17 protein-coding genes are annotated in these 22,363 nt (G+C 63.2%); 8 read left to right on the top strand and 9 right to left on the bottom strand.

The genetic code is table 11. The annotated features are described in order from the left end of the window. The first annotated feature begins 56 nt into the window (after positions 1-56). Together AC3WOE_RS03580 and AC3WOE_RS03575 are read left to right on the top strand one after the other, a co-directional pair. Positions 57-2,384: a heavy metal translocating P-type ATPase gene (locus AC3WOE_RS03580; protein ID WP_492688328.1), complete on the top strand. Its 2,328-nt coding sequence runs from the start codon at positions 57-59 to the stop codon at positions 2,382-2,384. A 57-nt stretch (positions 2,385-2,441) separates the two neighbouring features. Then, positions 2,442-4,382, top strand: coding sequence for an FTR1 family protein (locus tag AC3WOE_RS03575; protein WP_492688327.1), 1,941 nt, complete (start codon positions 2,442-2,444; stop codon positions 4,380-4,382). A gap of 76 nt (positions 4,383-4,458) precedes the next feature. Here the strand turns inward: AC3WOE_RS03575 and AC3WOE_RS03570 are convergent, their stop codons facing one another. Beyond that, the gene (locus AC3WOE_RS03570; protein WP_492688326.1) at positions 4,459-5,454 is read right to left on the bottom strand and encodes a DUF6685 family protein; all 996 of its coding nucleotides are present in this window, start codon (positions 5,452-5,454) and stop codon (positions 4,459-4,461) included. Between the two features lie 163 nt (positions 5,455-5,617). Then, entirely contained in the window at positions 5,618-6,718 is a 1,101-nt protein-coding gene (locus tag AC3WOE_RS03565) for a nickel/cobalt efflux protein RcnA (RefSeq protein WP_492688324.1), read from the bottom strand. Between the two features lie 84 nt (positions 6,719-6,802). Between AC3WOE_RS03565 and AC3WOE_RS03560 the strand changes: the two genes are divergently transcribed. The 6 genes from AC3WOE_RS03560 (at position 6,803) to AC3WOE_RS03535 (ending at position 13,547) form a co-directional block, all read left to right on the top strand. Then, a complete protein-coding gene (locus AC3WOE_RS03560; RefSeq protein WP_492688323.1) occupies positions 6,803-7,084 on the top strand; it encodes a metal/formaldehyde-sensitive transcriptional repressor in 282 nt (93 codons plus the stop codon). Between the two features lie 167 nt (positions 7,085-7,251). Then, complete coding sequence (locus AC3WOE_RS03555) at positions 7,252-7,719, top strand: hypothetical protein (RefSeq protein WP_492688322.1); 468 nt, start codon at positions 7,252-7,254, stop codon at positions 7,717-7,719. Between the two features lie 72 nt (positions 7,720-7,791). Then, a complete protein-coding gene (locus AC3WOE_RS03550) occupies positions 7,792-8,910 on the top strand; it encodes an efflux RND transporter periplasmic adaptor subunit (protein WP_492688320.1) in 1,119 nt (372 codons plus the stop codon). After that, on the top strand, positions 8,910-12,008 hold the full coding sequence (locus AC3WOE_RS03545) for an efflux RND transporter permease subunit (RefSeq protein ID WP_492688319.1): 3,099 nt from the start codon (positions 8,910-8,912) through the stop codon (positions 12,006-12,008). Before AC3WOE_RS03550 ends, AC3WOE_RS03545 begins: the two co-directional genes overlap by 1 nt. Beyond that, positions 12,001-12,306, top strand: a complete 306-nt coding sequence (locus AC3WOE_RS03540) for a DUF3240 family protein (protein ID WP_492688317.1) — start codon at positions 12,001-12,003, stop codon at positions 12,304-12,306. The genes AC3WOE_RS03545 and AC3WOE_RS03540 overlap by 8 nt, the downstream gene beginning before the upstream one ends. Next, entirely contained in the window at positions 12,303-13,547 is a 1,245-nt protein-coding gene (locus AC3WOE_RS03535) for a TolC family protein (protein WP_492688316.1), read from the top strand. Before AC3WOE_RS03540 ends, AC3WOE_RS03535 begins: the two co-directional genes overlap by 4 nt. Positions 13,548-13,619: 72 nt before the next feature. On the opposite strand, the gene AC3WOE_RS03530 is transcribed toward AC3WOE_RS03535, so the two are convergent. The 7 genes from AC3WOE_RS03530 to AC3WOE_RS03500 form a co-directional block, all read right to left on the bottom strand. Further along, positions 13,620-14,912 (bottom strand): hypothetical protein, encoded by a 1,293-nt coding sequence (locus AC3WOE_RS03530; protein WP_492688315.1) that lies wholly within the window; start codon positions 14,910-14,912, stop codon positions 13,620-13,622. 151 nt (positions 14,913-15,063) lie between these two features. Continuing rightward, positions 15,064-15,456, bottom strand: a complete 393-nt coding sequence (locus AC3WOE_RS03525) for a hypothetical protein (protein ID WP_492688313.1) — start codon at positions 15,454-15,456, stop codon at positions 15,064-15,066. After that, complete coding sequence (locus AC3WOE_RS03520; RefSeq protein ID WP_492688312.1) at positions 15,456-16,061, bottom strand: hypothetical protein; 606 nt, start codon at positions 16,059-16,061, stop codon at positions 15,456-15,458. Before AC3WOE_RS03520 ends, AC3WOE_RS03525 begins: the two co-directional genes overlap by 1 nt. 1,003 nt (positions 16,062-17,064) lie before the next feature. Then, positions 17,065-17,697, bottom strand: coding sequence for a hypothetical protein (locus AC3WOE_RS03515; RefSeq protein ID WP_492688311.1), 633 nt, complete (start codon positions 17,695-17,697; stop codon positions 17,065-17,067). A 147-nt stretch (positions 17,698-17,844) separates the two neighbouring features. Beyond that, a complete protein-coding gene (locus AC3WOE_RS03510; protein ID WP_492688309.1) occupies positions 17,845-19,254 on the bottom strand; it encodes a hypothetical protein in 1,410 nt (469 codons plus the stop codon). Then, positions 19,251-20,240, bottom strand: coding sequence for an AAA family ATPase (locus tag AC3WOE_RS03505; protein WP_492688308.1), 990 nt, complete (start codon positions 20,238-20,240; stop codon positions 19,251-19,253). The genes AC3WOE_RS03510 and AC3WOE_RS03505 overlap by 4 nt, the downstream gene beginning before the upstream one ends. Then, complete coding sequence (locus AC3WOE_RS03500) at positions 20,237-22,300, bottom strand: hypothetical protein (protein WP_492688306.1); 2,064 nt, start codon at positions 22,298-22,300, stop codon at positions 20,237-20,239. The genes AC3WOE_RS03505 and AC3WOE_RS03500 overlap by 4 nt, the downstream gene beginning before the upstream one ends. Between the last annotated feature and the right edge of the window lie 63 nt (positions 22,301-22,363).

Raw genomic sequence — 22,363 nt, 5'->3', positions numbered from 1 at the left:
ACTCTGTAGCAGCTACAGGTTGTCAAATACCCTCAATAGCTGAAGAACGATCAAGCATGAGCACCCACAAGCACGACCACAGTGACCACGCGGAGCACCATCATGAGGACGGCCATGCTCATGGGTCCGGGCACGGGCACGGGCATGGCGATGCACATGAGCACGGGCATGGCGATGCACATGAGCACGGGCATGGCGATGCACATGAGCACGGGCGTGAGCCGTCGTGCTGTGGCACTGCATCCGTCGCAGCGGCGAAGGCCCAGACATCCACTGCGTCTGGCGGCCTGCTGCTGCGCATTCCCTCCATGGACTGCCCGACCGAGGAAGGACAGATACGCCGCGCGTTGGAGGGTTTCCCCGAAGTACGAGGATTGCGGTTCGATCTGCCGGCACGCGCGCTGGACATCGACGCCCCGCCGGCAGCCTGGGAGCCCGTCATTGCCGCCATCAATGGCATCGGCTTCAAGACGGAGACGCTGTCGGCGCCGCCTCCTGCGGAGGACACTGCAAAGGCTCAGCGCACCGAGTTGACGCGCCTGGTTGCGGCGCTGCTGGTTGCCATTGCTGCGGAGCTGGTTGACTTCTTCGCGCCGGACATGCTGGCCTGGAAGGTCGTCGGTATGGCTGTTGCAGCCGGGGCAATTTGGCTTTCTGGTCTTGCCGTGTTCCGCAAAGGCCTTTCTGCCATCGTGCGGCGTGACCTCAACATCAACGCCCTGATGTCGGTGGCGGTCGCAGGCGCGTTCGTCATTGGGCAATGGCCTGAAGCGGCGATGGTGATGGCGCTGTATTCCCTGGCGGAGCTCATCGAGGCACGCTCGGTTGAGCGTGCGCGCAACGCCATCACTGGCCTTCTCGCGCTGTCACCGCCACAGGTGGAGGTGCGCCAAGCCGACGGCACATGGACCAGCGCGGACGCCAAGACGGTGGCAGTTGGGGCGACGGCGCGCGTGAAGCCTGGCGAACGCTTCGCCCTTGATGGTCGCGTGACCGCGGGCCAGGGCGCTGTGGATCAGTCCCCCGTTACCGGCGAGAGCATTCCCATCGACAAGGCACCGGGCGATGACGTCTTCGCAGGGACCATCAACCAGAGCGGTGCCCTCGAGTTCGAAGTGACCAAGCCCGCCAGCGACACAGTGCTGGCCCGCATCATCCATGCCGTCGAAGCTGCCCAGGGGCAGCGGGCGCCTACCCAGCGCTTCGTCGACAAGTTCGCTGCCATCTACACCCCGGCCGTCTTCGTGCTGGCGCTGGCGGTCGCCGTCGGAACGCCCTTCATCATGGGCTGGCCGTGGCTGACGGCGGTCTACAAGGCGCTGGTGCTGCTCGTCATCGCCTGCCCTTGCGCACTCGTCATCTCGACGCCGGTTACCGTCGTCAGCGGCTTGGCTGCCGCGGCGCGACGCGGCATCCTCATCAAGGGTGGCGTTTACCTCGAAGAGGCTCGCAAGCTCAAGGTAGTCGCGCTCGACAAGACCGGTACGCTGACCGAGGGAAAGCCGCGCCTCGTCGCACAGGCGGCGCTGTCGCAGAGCCTTCCTGAAGCCGAGGTGTTGCGCATTGCCAAGAGCCTGGCCTCGCGCTCTGACCACCCGGTGTCCAAGGCTGTGTCCAACGGCTTGGACGGGGAAGAGCTGGCCGTCGAAGACTTCGGCGCCGACATGGGCCGAGGCGTTCACGGCACCATCCACGGACGTAAGTACATCCTCGGCAATCACCGCTGGGTGCACGAGCGAGGCCTGTGCTCCGCAGAGCTGGAGGCGCGGCTGGAAGAGCACGAGGCGCAAGGGCACACGCTGTCATTGCTGGCAGACAGCGAGCGAGTCCTGGGACTGTTCGCGGTCGCCGACACCGTCAAGGAGACCAGCAGGCAAGCCGTCGCCGATCTGAAGACTCTGGGCATCCGGTCAATCATGCTGACCGGCGACAACCCGTCGACCGCCAAGGCAATCGCCGGCCAGGTCGGCATCGACGACGTTCAGGCCAACCTGCTCCCCGAGGACAAGCTCAAGGTGATTTCCGAGCTGGGTCAAACCCAGCTGACGGGCATGGTCGGCGATGGCGTCAACGATTCGCCGAGCCTGGCTGCGGCGTCGGTGGGCTTCTCCATGGGCGGTGCTGGCACCGATACCGCGAAGGAAGCGGCCGACGTGCTCATCATGAACGACGACCTGCGCAAAGTGCCCGAGACCATCCGGCTTTCGAAACGGACGCACGCCATCCTCTGGCAAAACATCGTCCTCGCGCTTGGCATCAAGGCCGTGTTCTTCGTCCTCGCAGTCTTCGGCAGCGCCACCATGTGGATGGCCGTCTTCGCCGACATGGGCGCGAGCCTGCTGGTTGTCTTCAACGGTCTGCGCCTGTTGAAAAGCACTCGCTAAATCCATCGGCCACATCGGCTCGCATCGTGCGGGCCATCTTTTTGCTCGAGAACCGAAATGAGTCTCACTAAGACAGTCCATCGCAGCGCCAGGGGGCTGGCCATCCTGGTCACGTTCCTCTTCTCAAGCGTGTCGCAGGCGTCGGAAGCCGACGTGAAGCGCGTTTGGCAAATCCTCGACTACTTGGCTGTCGACTACGCCGGCGCCGTCAAGGATGGCAAGGTCGTCTCTCAGTCCGAGTACGACGAGATGAAGGAGTTCGCACTGACGGCGCGAACCAAAATCGCGACGCTCGAAACCAAGAGCGAGCAGCCCGCGTTGATTGCACAGGCTACGGAGCTTGAAGCAGCCATCGGCGCTCGAGCTGACGCAAGCAAGGTTGGCGCGCTGTCCAAGGCGTTGGCCAAGTACCTTGTCGCCGTCTATCCCGTCCCGCTGGCGCCCTCGAGAATTCCGGACGTTGGGCTCGGGGCGAAGATCTACGCCCAGAACTGCGCCAGCTGCCACGGCGCGACTGGCAACGGCGACGGCCCCGTGGGGAAGTCACTGAACCCTAAGCCCATCGCGTTCACTGACAAGGAGCGTGCCAGTCAACGCAGCCTCTTTGCGCTCTACCAAGCTGTGTCGCAGGGTCTCGCCGGCACGGCGATGCCCGCGTTCGGTCAGCTGTCTGAAGAAGACCGATGGGCTGTGGCGACTTACCTGGGCACCTTTGCGCACGACAGCAGCGAAATCGAGCAAGGCAAGAAGGTGTGGAGCGAAGGAGAAATGGCGAAGGCCGCTGTCCCCAATTTCGACAGCTTCGTCGGCCTCACGCAGAACGACTTGGCTGAGACGCTGGGCGGAAAGGAAGCGAGCGTGGTCATGGCGTACCTGCATGCAAATCCGGATGCGCTCAACCAGGCTCCTGCTGGTGGCCTGACGCTCGCGCGAAAGCAGCTGCAGCTCAGCTTGGCGGCCTACAAGGCCGGTGACATCAAGAAGGCTCAAGACCTTGCCCTGTCGTCCTACTTGGACGGTGTTGAGCCCTATGAGCATGCATTGGCTGCAAAGGATGGCTCGCTGAAGAGCCAGATTGAAGTGGCGATGAGCCGCTACCGGTCACAGCTTTCAGACAAGGCTCCGATTGACCGAGTAGCCGCATCTGCTTCTGATGTGGAGCGTCTCTTCACCCAGGGTGACCAGGTGCTCTCTGACTCGAAGGCAGACTCGACGGCTGCCTTCTTGGGGAGCCTCACCATCCTGCTACGAGAAGGTCTTGAAGCTCTGCTGGTCGTGGTGGGCATGATTGCGTTCCTGCGAAAGGCGGAACGCCCGGACGTGCTCGGCTACGTTCACGCCGGCTGGCTGACGGCCCTCGCCGCAGGTGCGGCAACGTGGGGGGCCGCGACGTACCTCGTCACCATCAGCGGCGCCAACCGTGAGGTGACAGAAGGGCTGTCGAGTCTGTTCGCCGCCGCGGTGTTGGTCAGTGTGGGCATCTGGATGCACCAGAAGAGCGTTGCTGGTCAGTGGCAGGTCTATCTGCGCGAACGCATGTCTGCAGCCTTGAACCGGAAGTCAGCGTTTTTCATGTTCGGTCTGGCCTTCGTTGCGGTGTATCGCGAGGTCTTCGAGACCATCCTGTTCTACGCGGCGCTCTGGGGCCAGGGCAATGACCGCGCGATCTTGGTTGGCCTGGCGGCCGGCGTCCTGTGCCTGGCAGCAATCACCGTCTTGCTGCTGCGCTTCAGCGCAAAGCTACCCATCGGCAAGTTCTTCTCCGCCAGCTCCTGGCTCGTCGCCGTGCTCGCCGTTGTCCTGACGGGCAAGGGTGTAGCCGCACTGCAGGAGGCCGGTTGGATTGCCCCTAGCGCCCTGCCATCGCCGCGCGTTGAACTGCTAGGCGTATACCCTTCCACCATCGGGCTCGCCGCCCAAGCGGTCGTTCTGGCGTTCGTGTCGGGGTTCTTCCTGTGGAATGGACGTGCTCAATCCAAGCCGGAGCAGCATGGATGACGACAGGAGGACCGTCTCGGCGCAACCCGGGTCGCAGTCTGGCTAACGGCGGCGCGCCAGGAGCGCCAAAGGTGGCTCAAAACGCCGCTGGCCAGCGCTGGCGGCAGATTCGTTGAACCGCCTCCTGAGTTCGCAGTACCCGATTCAGGTCACCTTCAACATCTCGTACGCCGTGCTCGGCCAACAGATCAACGACGGCCTGAGTTGCTGGTGCTTCGCGCGGTAGCAGCACCAGTTCTCCAGCGGCTACGTTGGGCGGCAGTGGCATCGAAGAGCAGCATCCCGCCAGCAACGCGACGTTGCGTCTGAGGCCGTACTCCGACGCCGAGGAGACGTGGAGGATCCGGTATTGCTGCATCAGCCAGCGCCACGCGGCTGAGTTAAGCCAGTAGATATTGAGGCGCGCCACCAGCGGTACCGGCCGTTCCAGCTGCGTGGCGATGTAGGCCGCGCCTGCAAAGTGATGCGATCCGTCCGCGTTGCAAAGGATCAAGCGCCCGTCCCACAGGTACAAGTCAAGATGATCGTGCGCGTCGTCACGGAAGATGTCGATGCCTCGATGGGCCAGCATCATCTGCAACCCCTGCTCGCTGATCGGGGCGCTCTTGAACTCGCTGTAGTCACGACCGAACGCGTGAACACTTTCGAAGGCATAGCCGGACGACCTGCTGTTGAAGATGCATTCGACGTCCCGGATATCACATCGAAACGATTCCACCGTTCTGGAGTCGACGAGGTCTCCACAGGGGTTGGTGACGGACGCGTGGCTGAATCCGCTTCCTGCGTCGTGCGCCCAGCCCTCAAACTGCCAGCCGCCATGGAAACCTTTGAGGTGGTCCCAAAGCACGAGGGAGCTCCCGAAGATCCCGCTACGTCTTGCGTCCAGGTTGTCGAGCGCCGCCGGCACAACGCGCGCGCAGGCATCTACGAGCTCCCGCCACGCCTGTGCCCGCTCCAGCAGATCGTCCGCAGGCCACCGAAGGCGACGACGCCACCAGGACCAATCACTGTGGGCGACGATGACCTCAGGCACATCGCTCAGGTCATCTTGCTTCGGAATCAGCGAGCGCACGACACCCCACAGGCACCTTGCAAACCTGACGGCCCGGGGCTCGACGGGATACGGGTCAGAAAACTGCAGCTTGCTTGTCCTCACCTAGGTCGCTGGGCCAGCAGATATTTTGTCGTGTCACCTGCCCCTCGCCCAGTTCGGCGAATCGACACCTCGGGATGCTTCAGGCACCGATCAGCTTCAGGGCATGCATGCCCTCATAGCCGACATACAACCCGACCAGCAGAATTAGAGCGCTCGAGAAATACGGCGCCTTGCGCGCGAACGCGCCGAAACCGCTCCAACGCTTCGAGACATGCTTGACGCTGAGCGCCGCCATGGCGCCCGAGGCGACCATCGTCAATGCCAACCCGATGCTGAAGCACAACACCAGCACGGCTCCAAGGGTGAACTTCTTGAGCTGCAAGCACAAGAGCAGCACGGTGATGGATGCTGGGCAAGGAATCAGTCCACCGGTCAGGCCGAATACGATGATCTGCCCCGTCGTCACGTTGCGATTCGCAAAGCGCCGCTTGATGTCATTGGCATGGGCTCGCTCGTGTGCGTCTTGGAACTCCAGATCACCGACCTCAAGCACATCATGCGTGTGCTGATGCTCCTCGAAGACAAGTTCGTGTTCGTGGTGCTCGATGCCAAGGCCGAGATTGACCCTCGCCGTAAACGCGTGGGGCTCAGGGATCTCATCGACGGACTCGAGGAATCCGTCCTTGCGCACGAACGTGAATAGCTGACGGCCACCGCCATCGCGAATCGTCGTGATCTCGACCTCCGCCGCGTCCCAACCTTGACCGCTTTCGCTGAATAGCCGAAACCGTGGCGGCTCATTGGTCTCGAAGATCTCGACACGCAAGACACCTCGGCCCGTCACGATTCGTTGTGGCTGGTCGTGCCCGTGGTCATGGTCGTGGTGATGGTCGTGTTCATGCTGCTCTCGCCACGTGCGCCACAGCATCCACAGCGCGACGGCAACGATCAGGACCGCGGAAGCGACCTGAAAGTAAGGCTCGGTGGCCTCAGCCTGCCAGTTGCGCCCGAAATAGAGGCCAGCCAGCGCGACCAGCCAGACAACGGCGGTATGGGACAACGTCGCAGAAAGTCCCAGCAGAACAGCTTGAGTCATCGTCCCGCGGATCGCGACGATGAAGGCGGCCATCATGGTCTTGGAATGGCCGGGTTCCAGCCCGTGGAGCGCGCCAAGCAGAATGGCACTGGGGACGAACAGCCAAGCGTTGCCCTGCTGAAGCAGAGTAGGAAAGTCGGTCATGATGCCGACGCGCCGATGCACGTCGGCGCGTATGGAATTTTGATTGAAGGTACTCTACCCCAGTACCCTACCTAGGCGAACACAATGACGCATACCGTCAAAGGACAAAAGAGCTTGCTGGCGCGCGTGCGCCGCATCAAAGGTCAGGCCGATGGGCTGGAGCGGCTCATTGAGACCGGCGAGGACATGGACTGCGGCAAGGTGCTGCAGCAAATCGCCGCCATCCGCGGTGCGGTCGCTGGGCTGATGGCCGAGGTTCTCGAAGGGCATCTGCGCGATCATGTTGCTGCTGTCGATATCTCGCCTGCCCAGCGGCAGGTCGAGGTGGATGAGGTGGTGTCGATCCTTCGCACTTACCTGAAGTGACACGCGCGGTTTCACTCAGGCGGGCATCCAAACCGCCTCACCAGGTACTCCCACCCAGTACCTTGCCTTCTACGCCTTGATGACGCATACTGCAGGCGCTTCACCTCACGAGTCCCCCCGAGCGCCGCGTTTCGTAGATCCCTGCCAGCAAAGCTAAGACGGCCCCTATGACTCGAGCAACCACCACGGCAAGACAACCCGTCGTCAAGACGGCGTTGTTCATGCGCTGGATGGTGCTGTTGCTCGTGGTGTTCGACCTGCTCAGTGCCCCTTTGCATGCGCACGCCCATGAGATAGGGCCAGCCATGATGCTGCAGCATGCGAGCCTGGATGTTCACCGAGAGCTGCATGGCGACCCCGCACTTTCCGAGGCTCACAGCGAATGGGCCCATGCTGAAAAGTTGGTTCACGACAGGCTTGGTCATTCGAACCTGACGCTTCGGGCTGCCGATGTCCGGTTCGACGCCACGCCTACCCTGGACATCATCGTTTCGCGCATTTGGAACATCGTGCGGCTGCCGTCGGACGACGCGAAGGCAGCGCGTCTAAGTACACCGGCGGTCGACCACGTCCCCATACCCAGTCTCTGTACTTTGCGCCCTGAGGGGCGCGCCCCTCCCCTGCTCCACAGCTGATCACTCGTTGCACCGCGTTGCGGCGCCGGTTGTCGGCCGCCCATGTCATGGCGGCCCCTGTGGAGTTCTCCCATGTTTCAAATGCCCCGGGCGCGCGCGCTCGCGTCCGCCGTTGCTGGCGCGCTGCTCTGCGCCGGCCTGCCTCTGCCCGTGTCCGCGGCTGAGCCTGTCGCTGAATTCGCTGTTTCGCCTGCCCAGATGCAGGCCCTGGGCGTCACCGTGCGCAAGCTGAGTCAGCCGGCAGTGATAGCTGGCCTAGCCTCCCCGGCCCGGGTGGTGTTGCCGCCCAATCAGGACGTAATGGTCAGCGCGCCCTTGGATGGGGTCATCGACCGACTGCTCGTCAACCCACAGGACACGGTCAAGGTCGGCCAGCCGCTGTTGCGCATCGCCAGCCCCGCCTATGGCGAACTGCAGCTCAAGCTGATGGAAGCCGACAGTCGCGCGAAGCTGGCCCGCCAGACACTCGAGCGCGAGAAAGCGCTGCTGGCCGAGGGCATCATCCCCGCGCGCCGCGTGCAAGAGGCCCAGGCCGCCCAGACCGGCGCCGATGCCGCTGTGCGCCAGGCCGAGGCCGCGCTTCGCCTGTCCGGGGCCGACGCCGGCTCCGTGCGTCGCGCGACGGCCAGCGGCCAACCGGAGGACGCACTTACCGTGCGTGCTCGCACGGATGGCGTGGTTGCGTCGCTGGATGCCAAGCTGGGCCAGCGCGTGAAGGAGGCCGACCCGCTCTTGCGCATCGCCAATCTGCGCGAGTTGTGGCTGGAGGTGCAAGTGGCCGCCGGCACTACGGTGCCACGCAACGGCGAGATCACCGTGCCTGGTCGGGAAGTGACGGCGTTGGTGCTTTCCGTGGGCTCGTTGGTCGGTGACAGCCAAACGCAAACGCTGCGAGCCCGCGTGACCAAGGGAGGCGACAAACTGCGCCCAGGCGAGGTGGTGCAGGCCCGTGTACCGTTCGCGGCGGGCGGTGGCTGGAACCTGCCTCTGACGGCCGTCACGTACCACGACGACAAAGCGCTTGTCTTCGTACGCAGCGCCAAGGGTTTCGTCGCCACACCGATCACCGTCGCCAGCAGCGCCGGTCAGGCCGTGGAAGTGGTGGGCAATCTGAAGAGCGGCCAGGAAGTGGCCGTCACCTCTGTCATCGCGCTGAAGTCGGCATGGCTGGGTTTGGGCGGGGGTGAGTGATGTTGACCCGCCTTGTGCAATTCGCGCTTTCACAGCGCATCTTCGTGCTGCTCGGGGCTGCCATGTTGGCGGGCTTTGGGTGGTACGCGTTCCGCAACCTGCCGATCGACGCCTTTCCTGACGTCTCCAGCACCCAGGTCAAGGTCATCCTGAAAGCGCCGGGCATGACGCCCGAAGAGGTCGAGAGCCGCATCGTGGCACCCATCGAGGTCGAGATGCTGGGCATTCCGCGACAGAAGATGCTGCGCTCGGTGTCCAAGTACGGCATCTCCGACGTCACCATCGACTTTGAGGACGGCACCGACCTCTACTGGGCCCGCCAGCAGGTCGCTGAGCGCCTGGCCAACATCCAAGGCGATCTGCCCGCCGGCTTGGCTGGAGGCATGGCGCCCATCACGACGCCACTTGGCGAGATGTACCAGTTCACCGTCGAGGCGCCTGACATGACGCTGGAGGAGCGCCGCGAGGTGCTGGACTGGGTCATACGCCCTGCCCTGCGCACGGTGCCCGGCGTGGCCGATGTGAACTCGCTGGGCGGCAAGGTGCGCAGCTTCGAGGTGGTGCCGGATATGGCGCGCCTGGCGATCATGGGCCTGTCGACGGAAGCGCTGAAGAGCGCCATAGAAAAGAACAACCGAAACGACGGCGCCGGCCGCCTCGGTCAGGGCGGCGAAGTACTGCTGGTGCGCGCTGAGGGCAGCCTGAAGACAGCCGATGACATCCGGGCCATCGTCGTGGCAGTAAAGAGCGGTGTGCCCGTGCGCATGGCCGATGTCGCCGATGTCCGCCTGGGCAGCGTGACGCGCTACGGCGTGGTCACCAAGGACGGTCAGGCCGAGGCTGTCGAAGGCCTGGTGCTGGGCTTGGCAGGTGCGAATGCACAGAAGGTCGTGGATGGTGTCAAGCGCAAGCTGGCCGAGTTGCAACCTACATTGCCCAAGGGTGTCCAGGTCAAGGCCTTCTATGACCGCGCCCAGCTCGTCGAGAAAGCTGTGGGCACGGTGTCCAAGGCGCTGCTGGAAGCCACGGTTCTGGTGCTCATCCTGCTCGGAGCATTTCTTGGGAACGTACGCGCGGCTGTGACGGTGGCGCTGGTGTTGCCCCTGGCAGCCCTGACCACCTTCATCGCCATGCGCGCAGCCGGCATGTCTGCGAACCTCATGAGCCTGGGCGGACTAGCCATCGCGCTGGGCATGCTGGTGGACGCGGCCGTTGTTATCGTGGAGAACGTCGTGCAGCACCTGGGGCATGACAGGACGGCCGGCAGGCTGCCGCGTCTGCATGTGGTCCTGCGCGCGGTGCGCGAGGTCGCCACACCTGTCGTGGCGGGCGTGCTCATCATCGTGGTGGTGTTCCTGCCACTGCTGACGCTGCAAGACCTGGAGGGCAAGTTCTTCGTGCCCGTGGCGATGACCATCGTTTTCGCGCTGGTGGGGTCGCTGGTTCTGTCGCTGACCGTCATCCCGGTCGTCGCGAGCTTCCTGCTCAAGAAGGTGTCGCATGAGGATCCCTGGCTGGTGCGCAAGCTGCTGAAGGCCTATGAGCCACTGCTCAAGGGCGCACTGCGCCGTGAAAAGCTCGTCTACATCGTTGCCGCCTCCATGCTGGCAGTGGCCGCGCTGGTCTACCTGCTTGTGGGCAAGACCTTCCTGCCGACCATGGACGAGGGAGACCTCATCGTGGGTATCGAGAAGCTGCCCTCCGTCAGTTTGGAAGAGTCCGCCGCGCTGGACTTGAAGATCCACCAGGCGCTGATGAAGAACATCCCGGAGATCACCGGCGTTGTGGCGCGTGCGGGGTCGGACGAAATCGGCCTTGACCCCATGGGGCTGAACCAGACAGACACCTTCCTCGTGCTCAAGCCGCGTGACGAGTGGCAACTGAAGGACAAGGACGCGCTGATCGCCAAGGTGCGAACGGTGCTCGACCAAATGCCGGGCATCAAGTACAGCTTCACCCAGCCCATCGACATGCGGGTGTCCGAGATGATCATCGGCGTGCGTGGCGACCTGGCGATCAAGGTCTTCGGCCCTGACCTGTCGACGTTGAACCAGATTGCCGCCAAGATAGAAGACGTCATGAAGACGGTGCCTGGCAATCAGGACGTCTACACAGTGCAGAACGACGGCGTGCAATACCTGCGCGTCGTGGTGGATCGGCTCGCCGCGGGCAACTACGGTCTGTCGGTGGAAGACGTGCAGGACGCATTGCGCGTGCAGATCGAGGGCCAGCGTGCCGGCACCGTCATCGAAGGCGCTCGCCGCGTGCCCATCGTGTTGCGCGGACCGGAGCGCATGCGGTTGTCGCCGGCGGACTTCGCGGCACTGCGCATCTCCACGCCCGACGGCCGTTCCGTGCCACTGGAATCAGTCGCCACGCTGCTGCGCGACACCGGTCCCGTGCAGATCAACCGCGAGTTGGGGAGTCGCTACAGCGTCGTCATCGCCAACGTGGGCGGGCGCGATCTCGTCGGTTTTGTCGAAGAGGCCAAACAGAAAGTCAGCGCCGCCGTGCAGCTGCCCACGGGATACCGCATCAGCTGGGGCGGCCAGTTCGAGAACCAGCAGCGCGCCGCGGCCCGCCTGGGGCTTGTCGTGCCGCTGGCGCTGGGAATCATCTTCATGATCCTGTTTTCCACCTTCGGCTCCGTGCGCCAAGCGCTGCTGGTGCTCAGCAATGTCCCATTCGCGCTAGTGGGCGGCATTGTGGGCCTTTGGGTCACAGGCGAGTACTTGTCGGTGCCAGCCTCCGTAGGCTTCATCGCGCTGCTGGGCATCGCGGTGCTGAACGGCGTGGTTCTGGTGAGCTACTTCAACCAGCTGAGCGCGGAGGGCATGAGCCCCATCGACAGCGTCACGCAGGGGGCCATGCGGCGATTGCGACCCGTGCTGATGACGGCCTCCATCACGGCCTTCGGCCTCATCCCGCTGCTGTTCGCCACCGGCCCTGGTTCGGAGATCCAGCGGCCGCTCGCCATCGTCGTCATTGGCGGCCTGATCACAGCGACGGTCCTGACGTTGGTCCTACTGCCAGTCCTCTACCTGCGTTTTGGCCGACCAACGGCGGCGCAGCCCATCCTGGAGGTGGCTCATGGCTGACTTGCTTTGCCTCAACCTGTTGTGCCCGCTCCCAGCTCAGGAACGAGTGCAGGATGCCCTGCTGACCTTGCTTGACATGGCCGTTTTCGTCAGCAGCCCAGCCTACGCGCATGGCTTCTCGCATGCAGCGCTGACTACCTCAGAGCAGGTCAGCGGCCGCAGTGATGCAGCCCTGGTGCAGGTGCTGGTTCCCGCCGCACGGCTTGACGCGTTGCTCGTTCAGTTGCAGCCAGAACTGGCGCGCACCGGTGTGAGCTACTGGGCCACGACGGTCGCCCGACAAGGAGAATTTCAATGAAGCGGCTGCTCGCAACCGCCCTCGCCTGGCTGGCTATGGCATTCGCCGCCAAGGCTCAGGATGTCCTGACCCCTGGCTTCTTGCCCGCTACCGCCCAAGCAAGCGCCTGGATCGAAGCAGATTCTTCCGTCACTCGTGCACGCCATGCTGCTGACGCCGCCAAGCACGGTGGTGCGGCCGTCGCAGCGGGTACGCATGAGTGGACGCTCCGCGTTCAAGGCCAACGCCGCAACTACCAAGACAGCGGCGCTCGCTCGAACGAATGGCTGGCCCAGCTCGAACGCGGTATTCGTGTGAATGGCAAGGCCGGGCTGGATCGGCAACTTCGCGACCTGGAGGTGGAGCTTGGGCGCGCGCGCGTCGGTGAGGCTCGCCACGAGGCCGCGCGTGCCCTTTCTGACGCCTGGACGGCCGTCATCGTCGCGCGCCGCCAGCACGCGCTGCTGCGCGACCAGCTTGCGATCGCTGTCAGCAACCTCGACGTGGTGACCAAGCGACAGCGGGCGGGAGATGCCTCGGTGCTGGACGCCAATGTCGCTCAGGGCGAGATTGGCGAGGTTGCACGCGAGACCAGCCTGGCCGCTACGGAAGTGGCCAAGGCCGAGGCCGCGCTTCGTGTGCGTTTCAAAGCCGTGGTGCCCGAGGGAATCGTGCTGCCGCCGCCTCAACAGCCGATCTGGCCCGAGCCGCGGTGGCGCGAACGGGTGCTGGACGAGGCGGACCCCATCAAGTCTGCAGACGCCGAATGGCGCCGCGCCAGGGTCTCTGCCGCACGTATGCGAGCCGATCGAATCCCCGATCCGACGGTGGGCGTGTTCACGGCCAACGAGGCCCTGCGCAATGAGCGCGTCGTCGGCCTCAGCGTGAGCATCCCTTTGGGTGGTGCGTACCGAAATGAGCGGGCGCTTCAATCGGGCAAGGAAGCCGACACCCTGCAGGCCGCGCTGGATCAGGTGCGCCGCGACGTCGAACTGGAGGCAGTGCAGACCTATGCCGACGCCACTGGGAGCCTGGAACGCTGGCAGATCGCCAGCGAGGCGGCCCGGCTGAGTGGCGATAGCGCGCGGCTGATGCAGCGTGCCTACAGCCTGGGCGAGGCCGACCTGCAAGCCCTGCTGCTTGCGCGCCGGCAAGCTGCCGGTGCGGCTCGCGCCGCGCTGCAGGCCCAAGGCGAGGCGGTGCGCTGGGAGATGCGCGTGCTGATCGACGCTCACCTTATCTGGGATCTGGCCCAGGACTGACGCAACCATCCAAAATGGTCTCGCGTGTCCGAACAGCTTGCCCGGATGGCGTCTCGATGCGGGCGCCCCCCGCTATCGGAACCAATCGTCGTCAAGGACGTCCTTGCCTGCTGCGAGTTCTCGGTCGGCCTCTCGCATGACGTTGGCGATCTCCGCCTCCGGCAAGGTGACGCGCACCAAGTGGGAGCTTGAGACGTCGACGACGGCGTTGGGATGGGCATCGAGGACCCGCGGCGCGGCGAGGATTCGGGTCGTCTGCTTGTCCAGCGGCGTGTAGGGCTTCATCTCCTCAACCGTCTGACGGAACTTCATCAGCTGGTACTCCAGTTGCCGGCGCATCGAGACTTCGATATCCAACCGTCGGTCGGCGAGCATGTCATCGAAGCCATCGACGTCGCGCCCGACCGCTTGCGCCAGCTTGCGCTCTGCTACCTCCATCTCGTGCAGCGAACTGACGGCCGTGAAGATCCCGACCGACAACGACGCGAACATGCGCGTGACCGGCATGTTGTACTCGGCGTCCCCGATTCCCTCGCGTTGGGACACCTGCGAACTCGACACCTGGTGATAGAAGGTTCCCGCGCCATACGCATCGGTGGCCCACTCGAACTTCTTGCGCACCGTATCGAGCACCTGCGGGTAGACGGTGCTCCAGACGCCACTGACAGCTGGACCGCGGTCCTCAGTGAACAGGCGATTCACCGGAATCAGCGTGCATCGCCTCAGGGCGGCCATCTGCTCGATGACGCGCTGGTACTGGGGTGCCACCTCGGCCCCGCCCGCGTCAACGATCAGGATGAAGTGGCATTGATCGAGCCCCACCTCTTCGAACGCCTTGAAGATTTCGCAGATGGCCCGACCCGAGACGACCGTGTCGACGAAGATGAACTTTTCGTTGGGCAGCTTGCTCGGCAACGCAGCCAGCCAAGATCGCTTTGCCAAGTTCTCGACCAGGATCTTGTAGAAGGTCAGGTAGGGGTCGGTGCCATCGCGCCGCACCAGCGCGGCGAGCACGCGGGACCAGTAGCGCCGGATGGCCGCCGTCGTTTGCGTGGCATCTTGCGGATCGGCCGAGAACGGGAGCACGAGTTCCCGAATGAACGGAGACGAGTTCAGTTGGCTGAGCTCATGCACCCTCTCCTGCACTGTGGGCATCGAGCGCGCTTGAAGGCGCCACGCCGTGTGCGCCGCTTCGATGAACGGCACCGACCCGCGGCTGGGCACAACCAGGTGACCGAAACCATCATGCACAAGGACACGGATGTACTCCGACAACGCCCTGGACGCGCGTGCGTAGTCGATCAGGTTGTCGACCGTAAAGTCGTTCTGCCAAATTGCGGATGGCGTAGCGCCAGGATCGTTCATCAATCGATGCCTCCTGATGTCAGCGAGTTGTTGAGTACGGCTTGTGTGTCACCCGGCGCTGGTGAGGGTCCGGGCCTATCGATCCGTGCGGGCGAGCACCACGTGGACGTCGTTGCCGTCTGGCCGGCGGCACAGTGCAGATGGCCGCCGCTCATGGTGCTAGCAAGGCATTGATCAGCCATGCGGCATGGAGTGCCACCTGGACGGCCCCCTTGGTCCAACCGTCAGCCCGCCCCTTGGCAATCTGGACATGCGCGTTCTGCAGCACCAGCTTCAACTGTGCAGCGGCCTCCGAAATCTCCCGGGCGTCTCGCTCCAACGAGATGGTCAGCCTGAGGATCTCGATGTGGCGATCAGCCTCGGCCAACTGAGCAAGAAGCTGGCGTTGCCATGGCTTTGCGGGCGGCACCTTGTTCCGCAAGCCCTGGACGACGATGTCGACGTCGTTGATGCCCTTGGCCAGCGCCTCAAGGTGCGCGGCCGCGGTTTCCGGCGGCAGGTTCACTGCTGTGCCGCCATCGTCGCCCTGCTTTCGTTTGTCCATCACTGCGGCGCGCCCACTTCCACATCTGCGACCAGCCGACTTTTCAGGACGCGCTCATTGCTGTGCATATCCCCAAGGCCAAGTCGGTAGCCCTCGCTCCAAAACCAAAGGCTACCCACCAGGTCGACAAACAAGATCTGCCCTGCTCCGCCAAAAACGCTAAGCTGGCCGCTACCTTTTTCCCACTTGAACGTGAGACGGTACGGACCCGGCGCCATCAAAAACCTCAGGAAAGACGCTGGCACTGTTGGCACTGGGTTGCCACCGTCGATGCCGACGAGAACTACGTTCGCCGTATCCGCCCATCGATTGCGCACGAGATACAGGGTCAGCTTTCCAGGGACTGGCTCAAACCGCTTGACCATCGCATCAACCGCGGCGCCAGGTACGCGCCCGGGCACGCACGTCGCCCTCGACCCGGAGCGTCGGCGGGCCCGATAGCAGTAGTCATCGCGCGCACCAGCGACCGGGTAACCCACGCAGCCGGTCACCAGCGTGCTGCCGAGCAACACTGACGCCACGACGATGTCCCTCCTGTGGAGGAAAGGCGTTTGTTCAAGTTGGCCGTGGGCCAGGCGCACGAGCCCCGGCATCTGCATTCGCATCGAACACTCCAAATGGCAAGACCAAATAGGAGATCCGACGGGCGTCGCCTGCGGCTGATTGGGAAGAAAGCAGCGCGTCTCGCCGGATCAGGCTGCGCGCGATCTGTCAGGGCGTTCTGGCAGACGAGGAATGTGAGAAGCAGGTTGCAACGGCTCAGCGAACAAACCTTGCCCGGACGCCTGGTCTGGAACGCACAAGGAGACAGCCAAACTCAGGCTGCACCCGAAATGGCACTTTTCGCAGGAGACATGCGTTTGGTTGCCCACCTTGGAAGCTTTGCCGTCCTTGCCTGCGTGGGCATGCCCGGACGCCCGCTCAAGCTCCTGGTGACACAAGTGCTCAGTCGTCGTACCGCCAAACTCGTCGCAGCAACCGCACGCCGCAGCCCAAGCGAACTGCAGCGGCACCACGAGAAGAAGCAGGTAAACAAGGAAGCGACGCACCGGTTCAGTGTAGCCAGCGCAGTCGGATTTGCCACTCCCCGGATGCAACGATCAGTGGCGGGCTGCGGTCTGAGAAATCGGCGCGCTGTGCTCCCTGTGTCTGCGGTCACGGCGCGCGCAAGCCCACAACCCCGCCATCAAGTAGTGACTCCGGCGATCGCCCTACCCGTTCCGAAGAAACGCCGTCAGATCGCAGTCGGGAGAGGCCTTTGTCAAACGGCTATACCGGTAGCGTTTCACGACGCGGTAAACAGTTGCGCCGTCCGCCCGAGCTCGAATTTGAAGCTCAGCGGTTGCACCCTCACGGGCTCGACAGATTCGCCATGGCATCAGATATTTCGCCGGCTCAGGTGTTTCGGACCAAGCGACTTCCGCGCCGTACCTGAGGTGACGAAACCTCAGCACATTGAGCACGAACAGGGCTTGCATCTGACGGCGCACGACCGCCTGCATGGCCTTCGGCTCTTTCGGCCGGGAATATGCGAAGGGTGAAGCTCTCGCCGTGGGTGGCGGCAATTCGCCACGAACGTAGCGGTGCAGACCAAAGGTTGAGGCACCTCTATGCCACTGCGAGCCTGAAGACTTCGACGAACGGACCTTCGAAGCACCGTTCTCCTACTCGCCTGGCGCTTACGGCAGCAACAACCAGCAGCGTATTCCCAGGAATATGCGCTCCCTCCTTTGGAGTGACGCGGCCGGTCCAGGTCATGTTGACGCGCTCGCACACTGGTACCTCCTCGGCCACCAGTGAGTCATCGATGCAGACGTTGAAACGGTCCTCCATGTGCGCCCCGCCGATCGACGCAAGGACGTCAGGGTCTGCAAGCATCTGTTGCCCGGCGATGCGCTTCAGTGCCTCTTCGAAGATCCTGAAGTCGGTGTGAACTTCAGTCCATCTGCTACGAGCAGAGAAAGCCACCGAAAGCAGTTCCTGCAGAGAGCCGGCTAGCGCGCTGTGCCCAAGTGCCAGCGCTCGGCACCGCGCCAAATCCAGATCGATGACCACGTGCCGCGCCTTATGGAAGTTCCTGAGCTCAGACCCCACTGCTTGGGCTGTCTGCAAAGCAGACAGCGAGGTGTAGCCCAGGCAAGCCGCGACCAGCTCCTGCGCGTGGCTGAGCTTGATCAAAATGTCGTCAGCAGCGGCCTGCTTGCATACGGACCTCGCAATTGCAGAGATATCAATGGTCATGATTGACTCGTTTGGTTTTGGCGTGGTCTGCTGCCGACAGCCGTCCACACCAGATGCCACCCCTGGAGGAAGATGTGCGACGCAGGGTGAACCTCTGGACACGGCGCTGGGACCTTCAGGCCTGAGTCCGTCCCAGGCCACGGTTGCTTATGGCTGTGACACGGCACCGCTATCGCCGAGCGACGGGTCGCCAGGCAAAGACAGGGATGGCTTTCCCGCGGCCGGCGACGTCACCAGACCCAGCGTCGAGGCGTCCTCTGGCGCTTCAATCAGCCAGTGCCTCCGGTACCGCGAAGCCAGGCGATCCACCGTGTTCAAGTCCACATGGGTCCGAACCTCGAATTCCAGTCCGCCCGGCTCAGCTGTCGGGCGCAAGCGCCAGGGCAGCAGGAAAAGCGCCTGATCGGGCAACTCGGACCACGCCACCTGAACGCCGTACCGCAGCTTGCTCATTCGGATGAGGCTGCGAACGAACAATGCTTGCACCTGACGGGCAACCAGGAGACGCATCGCGCCCGTGTGCGCTGGCAGCCAAGACCAAAAGGGTTGAGCCTTGGCTGCGGGTGGCGGCAATTCGCCCAGAACGAAACGCTGCACTTCGAAGGCTGCCGCCGTTTGCCAAAACGCTGCGGCTACCGTCGACACCCGCAAGTCCACGCGTGCCGCGCTATGCATCGCGTTCTCCACGCCTGGCGGCATCTCTTTCAATCTCACGTGCTTGGCGAGCCGCGTGGCCAACTCCTCGAAGGCCCCGATCACGGCACCACGGACCAAAGCGAAGAACTTGGGGCGGTTCAGAGGTCCGTCTTCCGCAGCGAGCCGGAATGACTCCGTCCGGATTTTGAGGAGCCCCAGACCCATCGACGGATCTCCCCACAGGCTGTGTGCGTGGTGCAGTCGCACCAGCACTGGACTCGCGGCAACCTCCGCCAGCCTGTCGCACCGAAGCTCGCTGCGCGATTCGCCCGGCGCCGGCGGATCGGTCACCAACCGCCGCAGGGCGGCGAACCGCTCAACGGATGGATGGCCAACCGCGCAACCGACCGACGCCCGCCGACGCTCGCTTGCCATGTTGTGATCGCAGGCGCCGCAGTAGAAGTGGTTGCGCGCCAGCGCCAGCGCGTTGGTCGGGATGGCGCGGCCGCAATGCGGGCAGCCCATCCGAAGCGGCTCCAGGTGGATCGGGCACAGAACCAGTTGAGGCAACTGGAACAGCGGGGAATGGTTGCCGACCTGCAAGCACGACCGGCAGTAACGCAAGTCACCGAGCAAGACGCGCCTGGGCGGGCGCCCCGCCAACAAGTCCGCTCCGCGCGCCTGGGCCCACATCGCCGGATCGATCGCCATAGCCTCTGCCAGGTCCAGGGCGACTTCCTCTCCAAGATGAAAAATGGACGGCTTCATCTGCCACTTCTGCTTGGACAGCGTGGCGGCCTCACTGACGTCCAGCACCATGTCCGACGAAAATTCGACGAAGGCGATGAAAGCGGACTTCTCCAGTTTGAGGTCAAGGTACTGCTTGCCGTGACGGTTCCAGATTCGTGAGCTGTCCGTCATTGCGTCGCCTCCTGATGGTCGACCGCTGGCGCCTTGCCCTTGCAGTAGGACAGCATGACCTTCTTGAAGCCGTTTCGGTCGAACGCATCGAGCACCGTGTGGTGAGTGACCTCCTTCTGACCGTTGTCCGGGTCGATCAGGAAGAAGAACAGATAGTTCAAGGTCTGCCTGAGGTAGGCCATCGGGAAGAACAGCTCCATGTTCATCTTGTCGACGTCGTGAACGGACCGGATTGCTTGCTCGATCGCCGGCACCAACTTGACGATCGACCAGCCGCCCTGAGCGCGCTTTGGAAAATGCTTCCAAGTGAAGTGGTGATCCGCGCCATCCAGCGCCTGCAGGAACTCGCCGACCTGGTCGAACGACAAGCCACGAAACTCGCGCAGTTCCTGGAACTGCCGGCCCATGATGTGCAGGTTCTTGTCGACGTTGGCAATCGTGGACTGAAGTTCAGGCTGGCCAATGCATATGAGGCAAGGGATGTACTTCTTTTCTGAGATCGCCGCCTCCATCAAAGCGAATTCACCGTACAGGTCCGGTGCAACGTTCTGCAGTTCGTCGCCGATCACAACAACACGCCGCGTCTGTGGTGTGCATTTCAACCAGATTTCGTCCATCAACCGAATGCGCAACGACTCACGCTCGCGGGCTGTTGAGCGAACTCCCAAGTTGGTCAGGGCCCGCTTGAGCAGTTGCTCGGGCTTCTTGAACTGTTCTCCGCCGAACTGCAACCGGACGACGACGACCGTGCCACCGAACATCTCCAGGGCCACTTTCTCGAAGTACTTGGCAAACTCGGATTTCCCAACCCGTGGCAGTCCCCAGAAAGCGGCGCCGCATTGGTCGCAGTTGATCCACAGCGCTGCGGCCTGTGCGGCATCTTCGATCTGTGGCGTCCAGCTGATGCCTTCGAAGAAATAGAGCGATTCGACATTGCTCGGCAGAGGTCCTGCATCTTCCGGCGGTTCATTGACGCTATCGCTCATCGCATCCCCCTCGGCACATTGAAGCGGCGACCAGGCAGTCGTGGCGCCACGCTCGAGCGCGCCGGCGCGGGCATCGCTGGCCCTGTCGATGGGTCAGGAGTGGCGGGCGCCCTCACCGGGGTCGGCGGCACGTAGCCATCGTTGTAGACCAGGGGCGCCTCTTCGCTGCCGTATTCGATCTGCGCTGCAGCCAACTCCTCCGGCGTCACCATGCGCTTCAGGTAGCTCATGAAATAGCAGAAATCCTGCCCGATGGACCAGTCGGTCTTGGCATCGTCGGCCAGGAACTGCAGCATCTGATAGACCGATATCTCCTTGGCTTGGGTCTTGAAGCGGGCGGCGTGCTTGCGTCGGCTGATGATCTGTTGAATGCGATGGTCGAAGGGCACACGGCCCCAGTCCCCTTCGCACCGCAAGGTATCGACGTAGGCCATGTCGTCGTTGCAGATGATGGCCGTGCGCAAGTCGTCGTAATCCTGCAGGATCCAGTACTCTCGGACGCCATCGGGCGGATTGGCCTTCAGCCATTTGCTCGAATAGCGGCGGTCCACGGGGCTGATCAGAATGAACGGAAGCCGCCCGCTGGTGGTGATCTCGCACTTCACCGGAAGCCGCTTGGGCGCACAGAAGTGGTAGCCCTCCCGCAGGTGCTCGGGCAAGTAGTTGGGCTCGAAAGTTCCGCGGGCCAACAGTTCCTTCATCCGCGTGAAGGAGTCAAGGTAGCCTGCTGACGCCGAGTCCGATACGTTCTCGTTGGCCAGCTGACAGTAGAGCCCCTGCTCATAGTGGTTGAAGTGCACGAGCTTCTCGGTCGGACAATCGGCGATCTGGCGAAGCGGATCCTTCGGACCGCTGCCTAGTGCCCCGGGCAGTTGAAGGTCAAAGCACTTTCGGGTGCGATGGATGTTGGACTCGACTTCAGGTCGGCCCAAGGGCGTGGCCGGAGGGCCCAAGGCCACGCGCCCCCCGAACAGTCGCATGACCACCTCTTGCAGGTCATTGAACAAGTGGGCTAAGGCGTTGTCCAGATAGATCACCACCGGCACAACGAACTTGAGCTTCTCGAAGATGTCCTGCGGGAAGCCTGCCCCTTCGACCGGCTTCAAATTCGGATCCACCATCGGTGGAACCGGCTGGCCGAGCACTGCATTCTTGAGGAGCTTGATGACGTCCGCGCCCTTGGCCTGGCGCGTGAAGCAGACTTGGAATGCGATGTTCATCGCGTAGTCGCCGAGGCTACGCAGGCGAAGGACAGGAAACCTGCGCACGCGCACGATGTCCCCACCCCAACGCACGCTTGGGATGATCACCTTCGCTTCCAAATTGGAATCGCACTCGTCGATCACCCAAGCCAGGTAGTCACAGAACGGCGTCCTGGCTTCGCCATCACCCGACAACGACGCGGCCGTCACGCCCGCGGCCTTGCCGCTGTTCTTCTTGATGTGTGCAAGCAGGTATTGAGGGAGGTATTTCGTCTTGAACCAACGCAGCAGCGGTCTGAACCCCTTGGTCGCGCAGCGAAGGGGATAGTCCTCGTCAGTCAGCCCCTCTTCCTTGCAGATCGCTTGAAACTTGGTGTGCAGCGTCTTGTCGCCGATCTTGTTCGGCCTTTGTTTCCCGTTCAGGAACTCGACAAGCTTGGTTTCTATGGCGGGGCGGTCCGTAAAGAGCTTGCCAAACAAGCCACTGAAACCGGCGGTTGGAGCGTCCTGCGGATCCGACGGCTGGAGGTCGGCAGTGCGCACCCGGTTGCTCTGCACTTTGAAGCGGACAAAGGCTCGCGTCCCCGTGATGCCGTTGCCTTCCTTCCACGGCTCGATTGCCGTCTCGATGTAGTCCAGCACCCTGAAGGGCCGCATGCCGGCAGCCTTGGCAAGGTCGGCAACGCACTGCTTTTTGGTGAACAGGTCCGCCGCCTTGCACAGGCCGTCGTAGCGATCCAGTTCATCCTCCGGTATCGCTGACCTTGCCTCTCGTGGCCACGACTTGAATTCTTGAAAGTCCTTGGGCAGCTTGAGCAGCAGCGCCTTTCGACGCATCTCCGATTTCCGGGCGCTCATTCAGGCCACCTCTTGGGTTGAGGCCGAACCGAAGGTTGCGACAACCCTTCAGCCCATCGCGAG

This window comes from Roseateles sp. FW305-36, from assembly GCF_058787015.1.
Note: the sequence above shows the minus strand (reverse complement) of the source record. Positions and strands in the feature narration are given on the sequence as shown.

Coding starts and splice junctions, on each gene's coding strand:
- AC3WOE_RS03515 (WP_492688311.1), bottom strand. CDS start 17,697: ATGACCATTGATATCTCTGCAATTGCGAGGTCCGTATGCAAGCAGGCC.
- AC3WOE_RS03550 (WP_492688320.1), top strand. CDS start 7,792: ATGTTTCAAATGCCCCGGGCGCGCGCGCTCGCGTCCGCCGTTGCTGGC.
- AC3WOE_RS03535 (WP_492688316.1), top strand. CDS start 12,303: ATGAAGCGGCTGCTCGCAACCGCCCTCGCCTGGCTGGCTATGGCATTC.
- AC3WOE_RS03555 (WP_492688322.1), top strand. CDS start 7,252: ATGACTCGAGCAACCACCACGGCAAGACAACCCGTCGTCAAGACGGCG.
- AC3WOE_RS03540 (WP_492688317.1), top strand. CDS start 12,001: ATGGCTGACTTGCTTTGCCTCAACCTGTTGTGCCCGCTCCCAGCTCAG.
- AC3WOE_RS03530 (WP_492688315.1), bottom strand. CDS start 14,912: ATGAACGATCCTGGCGCTACGCCATCCGCAATTTGGCAGAACGACTTT.
- AC3WOE_RS03560 (WP_492688323.1), top strand. CDS start 6,803: ATGACGCATACCGTCAAAGGACAAAAGAGCTTGCTGGCGCGCGTGCGC.
- AC3WOE_RS03545 (WP_492688319.1), top strand. CDS start 8,910: ATGTTGACCCGCCTTGTGCAATTCGCGCTTTCACAGCGCATCTTCGTG.
- AC3WOE_RS03500 (WP_492688306.1), bottom strand. CDS start 22,300: ATGAGCGCCCGGAAATCGGAGATGCGTCGAAAGGCGCTGCTGCTCAAG.
- AC3WOE_RS03510 (WP_492688309.1), bottom strand. CDS start 19,254: ATGACGGACAGCTCACGAATCTGGAACCGTCACGGCAAGCAGTACCTT.
- AC3WOE_RS03565 (WP_492688324.1), bottom strand. CDS start 6,718: ATGACCGACTTTCCTACTCTGCTTCAGCAGGGCAACGCTTGGCTGTTC.
- AC3WOE_RS03575 (WP_492688327.1), top strand. CDS start 2,442: ATGAGTCTCACTAAGACAGTCCATCGCAGCGCCAGGGGGCTGGCCATC.
- AC3WOE_RS03520 (WP_492688312.1), bottom strand. CDS start 16,061: ATGCGAATGCAGATGCCGGGGCTCGTGCGCCTGGCCCACGGCCAACTT.
- AC3WOE_RS03525 (WP_492688313.1), bottom strand. CDS start 15,456: ATGGACAAACGAAAGCAGGGCGACGATGGCGGCACAGCAGTGAACCTG.
- AC3WOE_RS03580 (WP_492688328.1), top strand. CDS start 57: ATGAGCACCCACAAGCACGACCACAGTGACCACGCGGAGCACCATCAT.
- AC3WOE_RS03505 (WP_492688308.1), bottom strand. CDS start 20,240: ATGAGCGATAGCGTCAATGAACCGCCGGAAGATGCAGGACCTCTGCCG.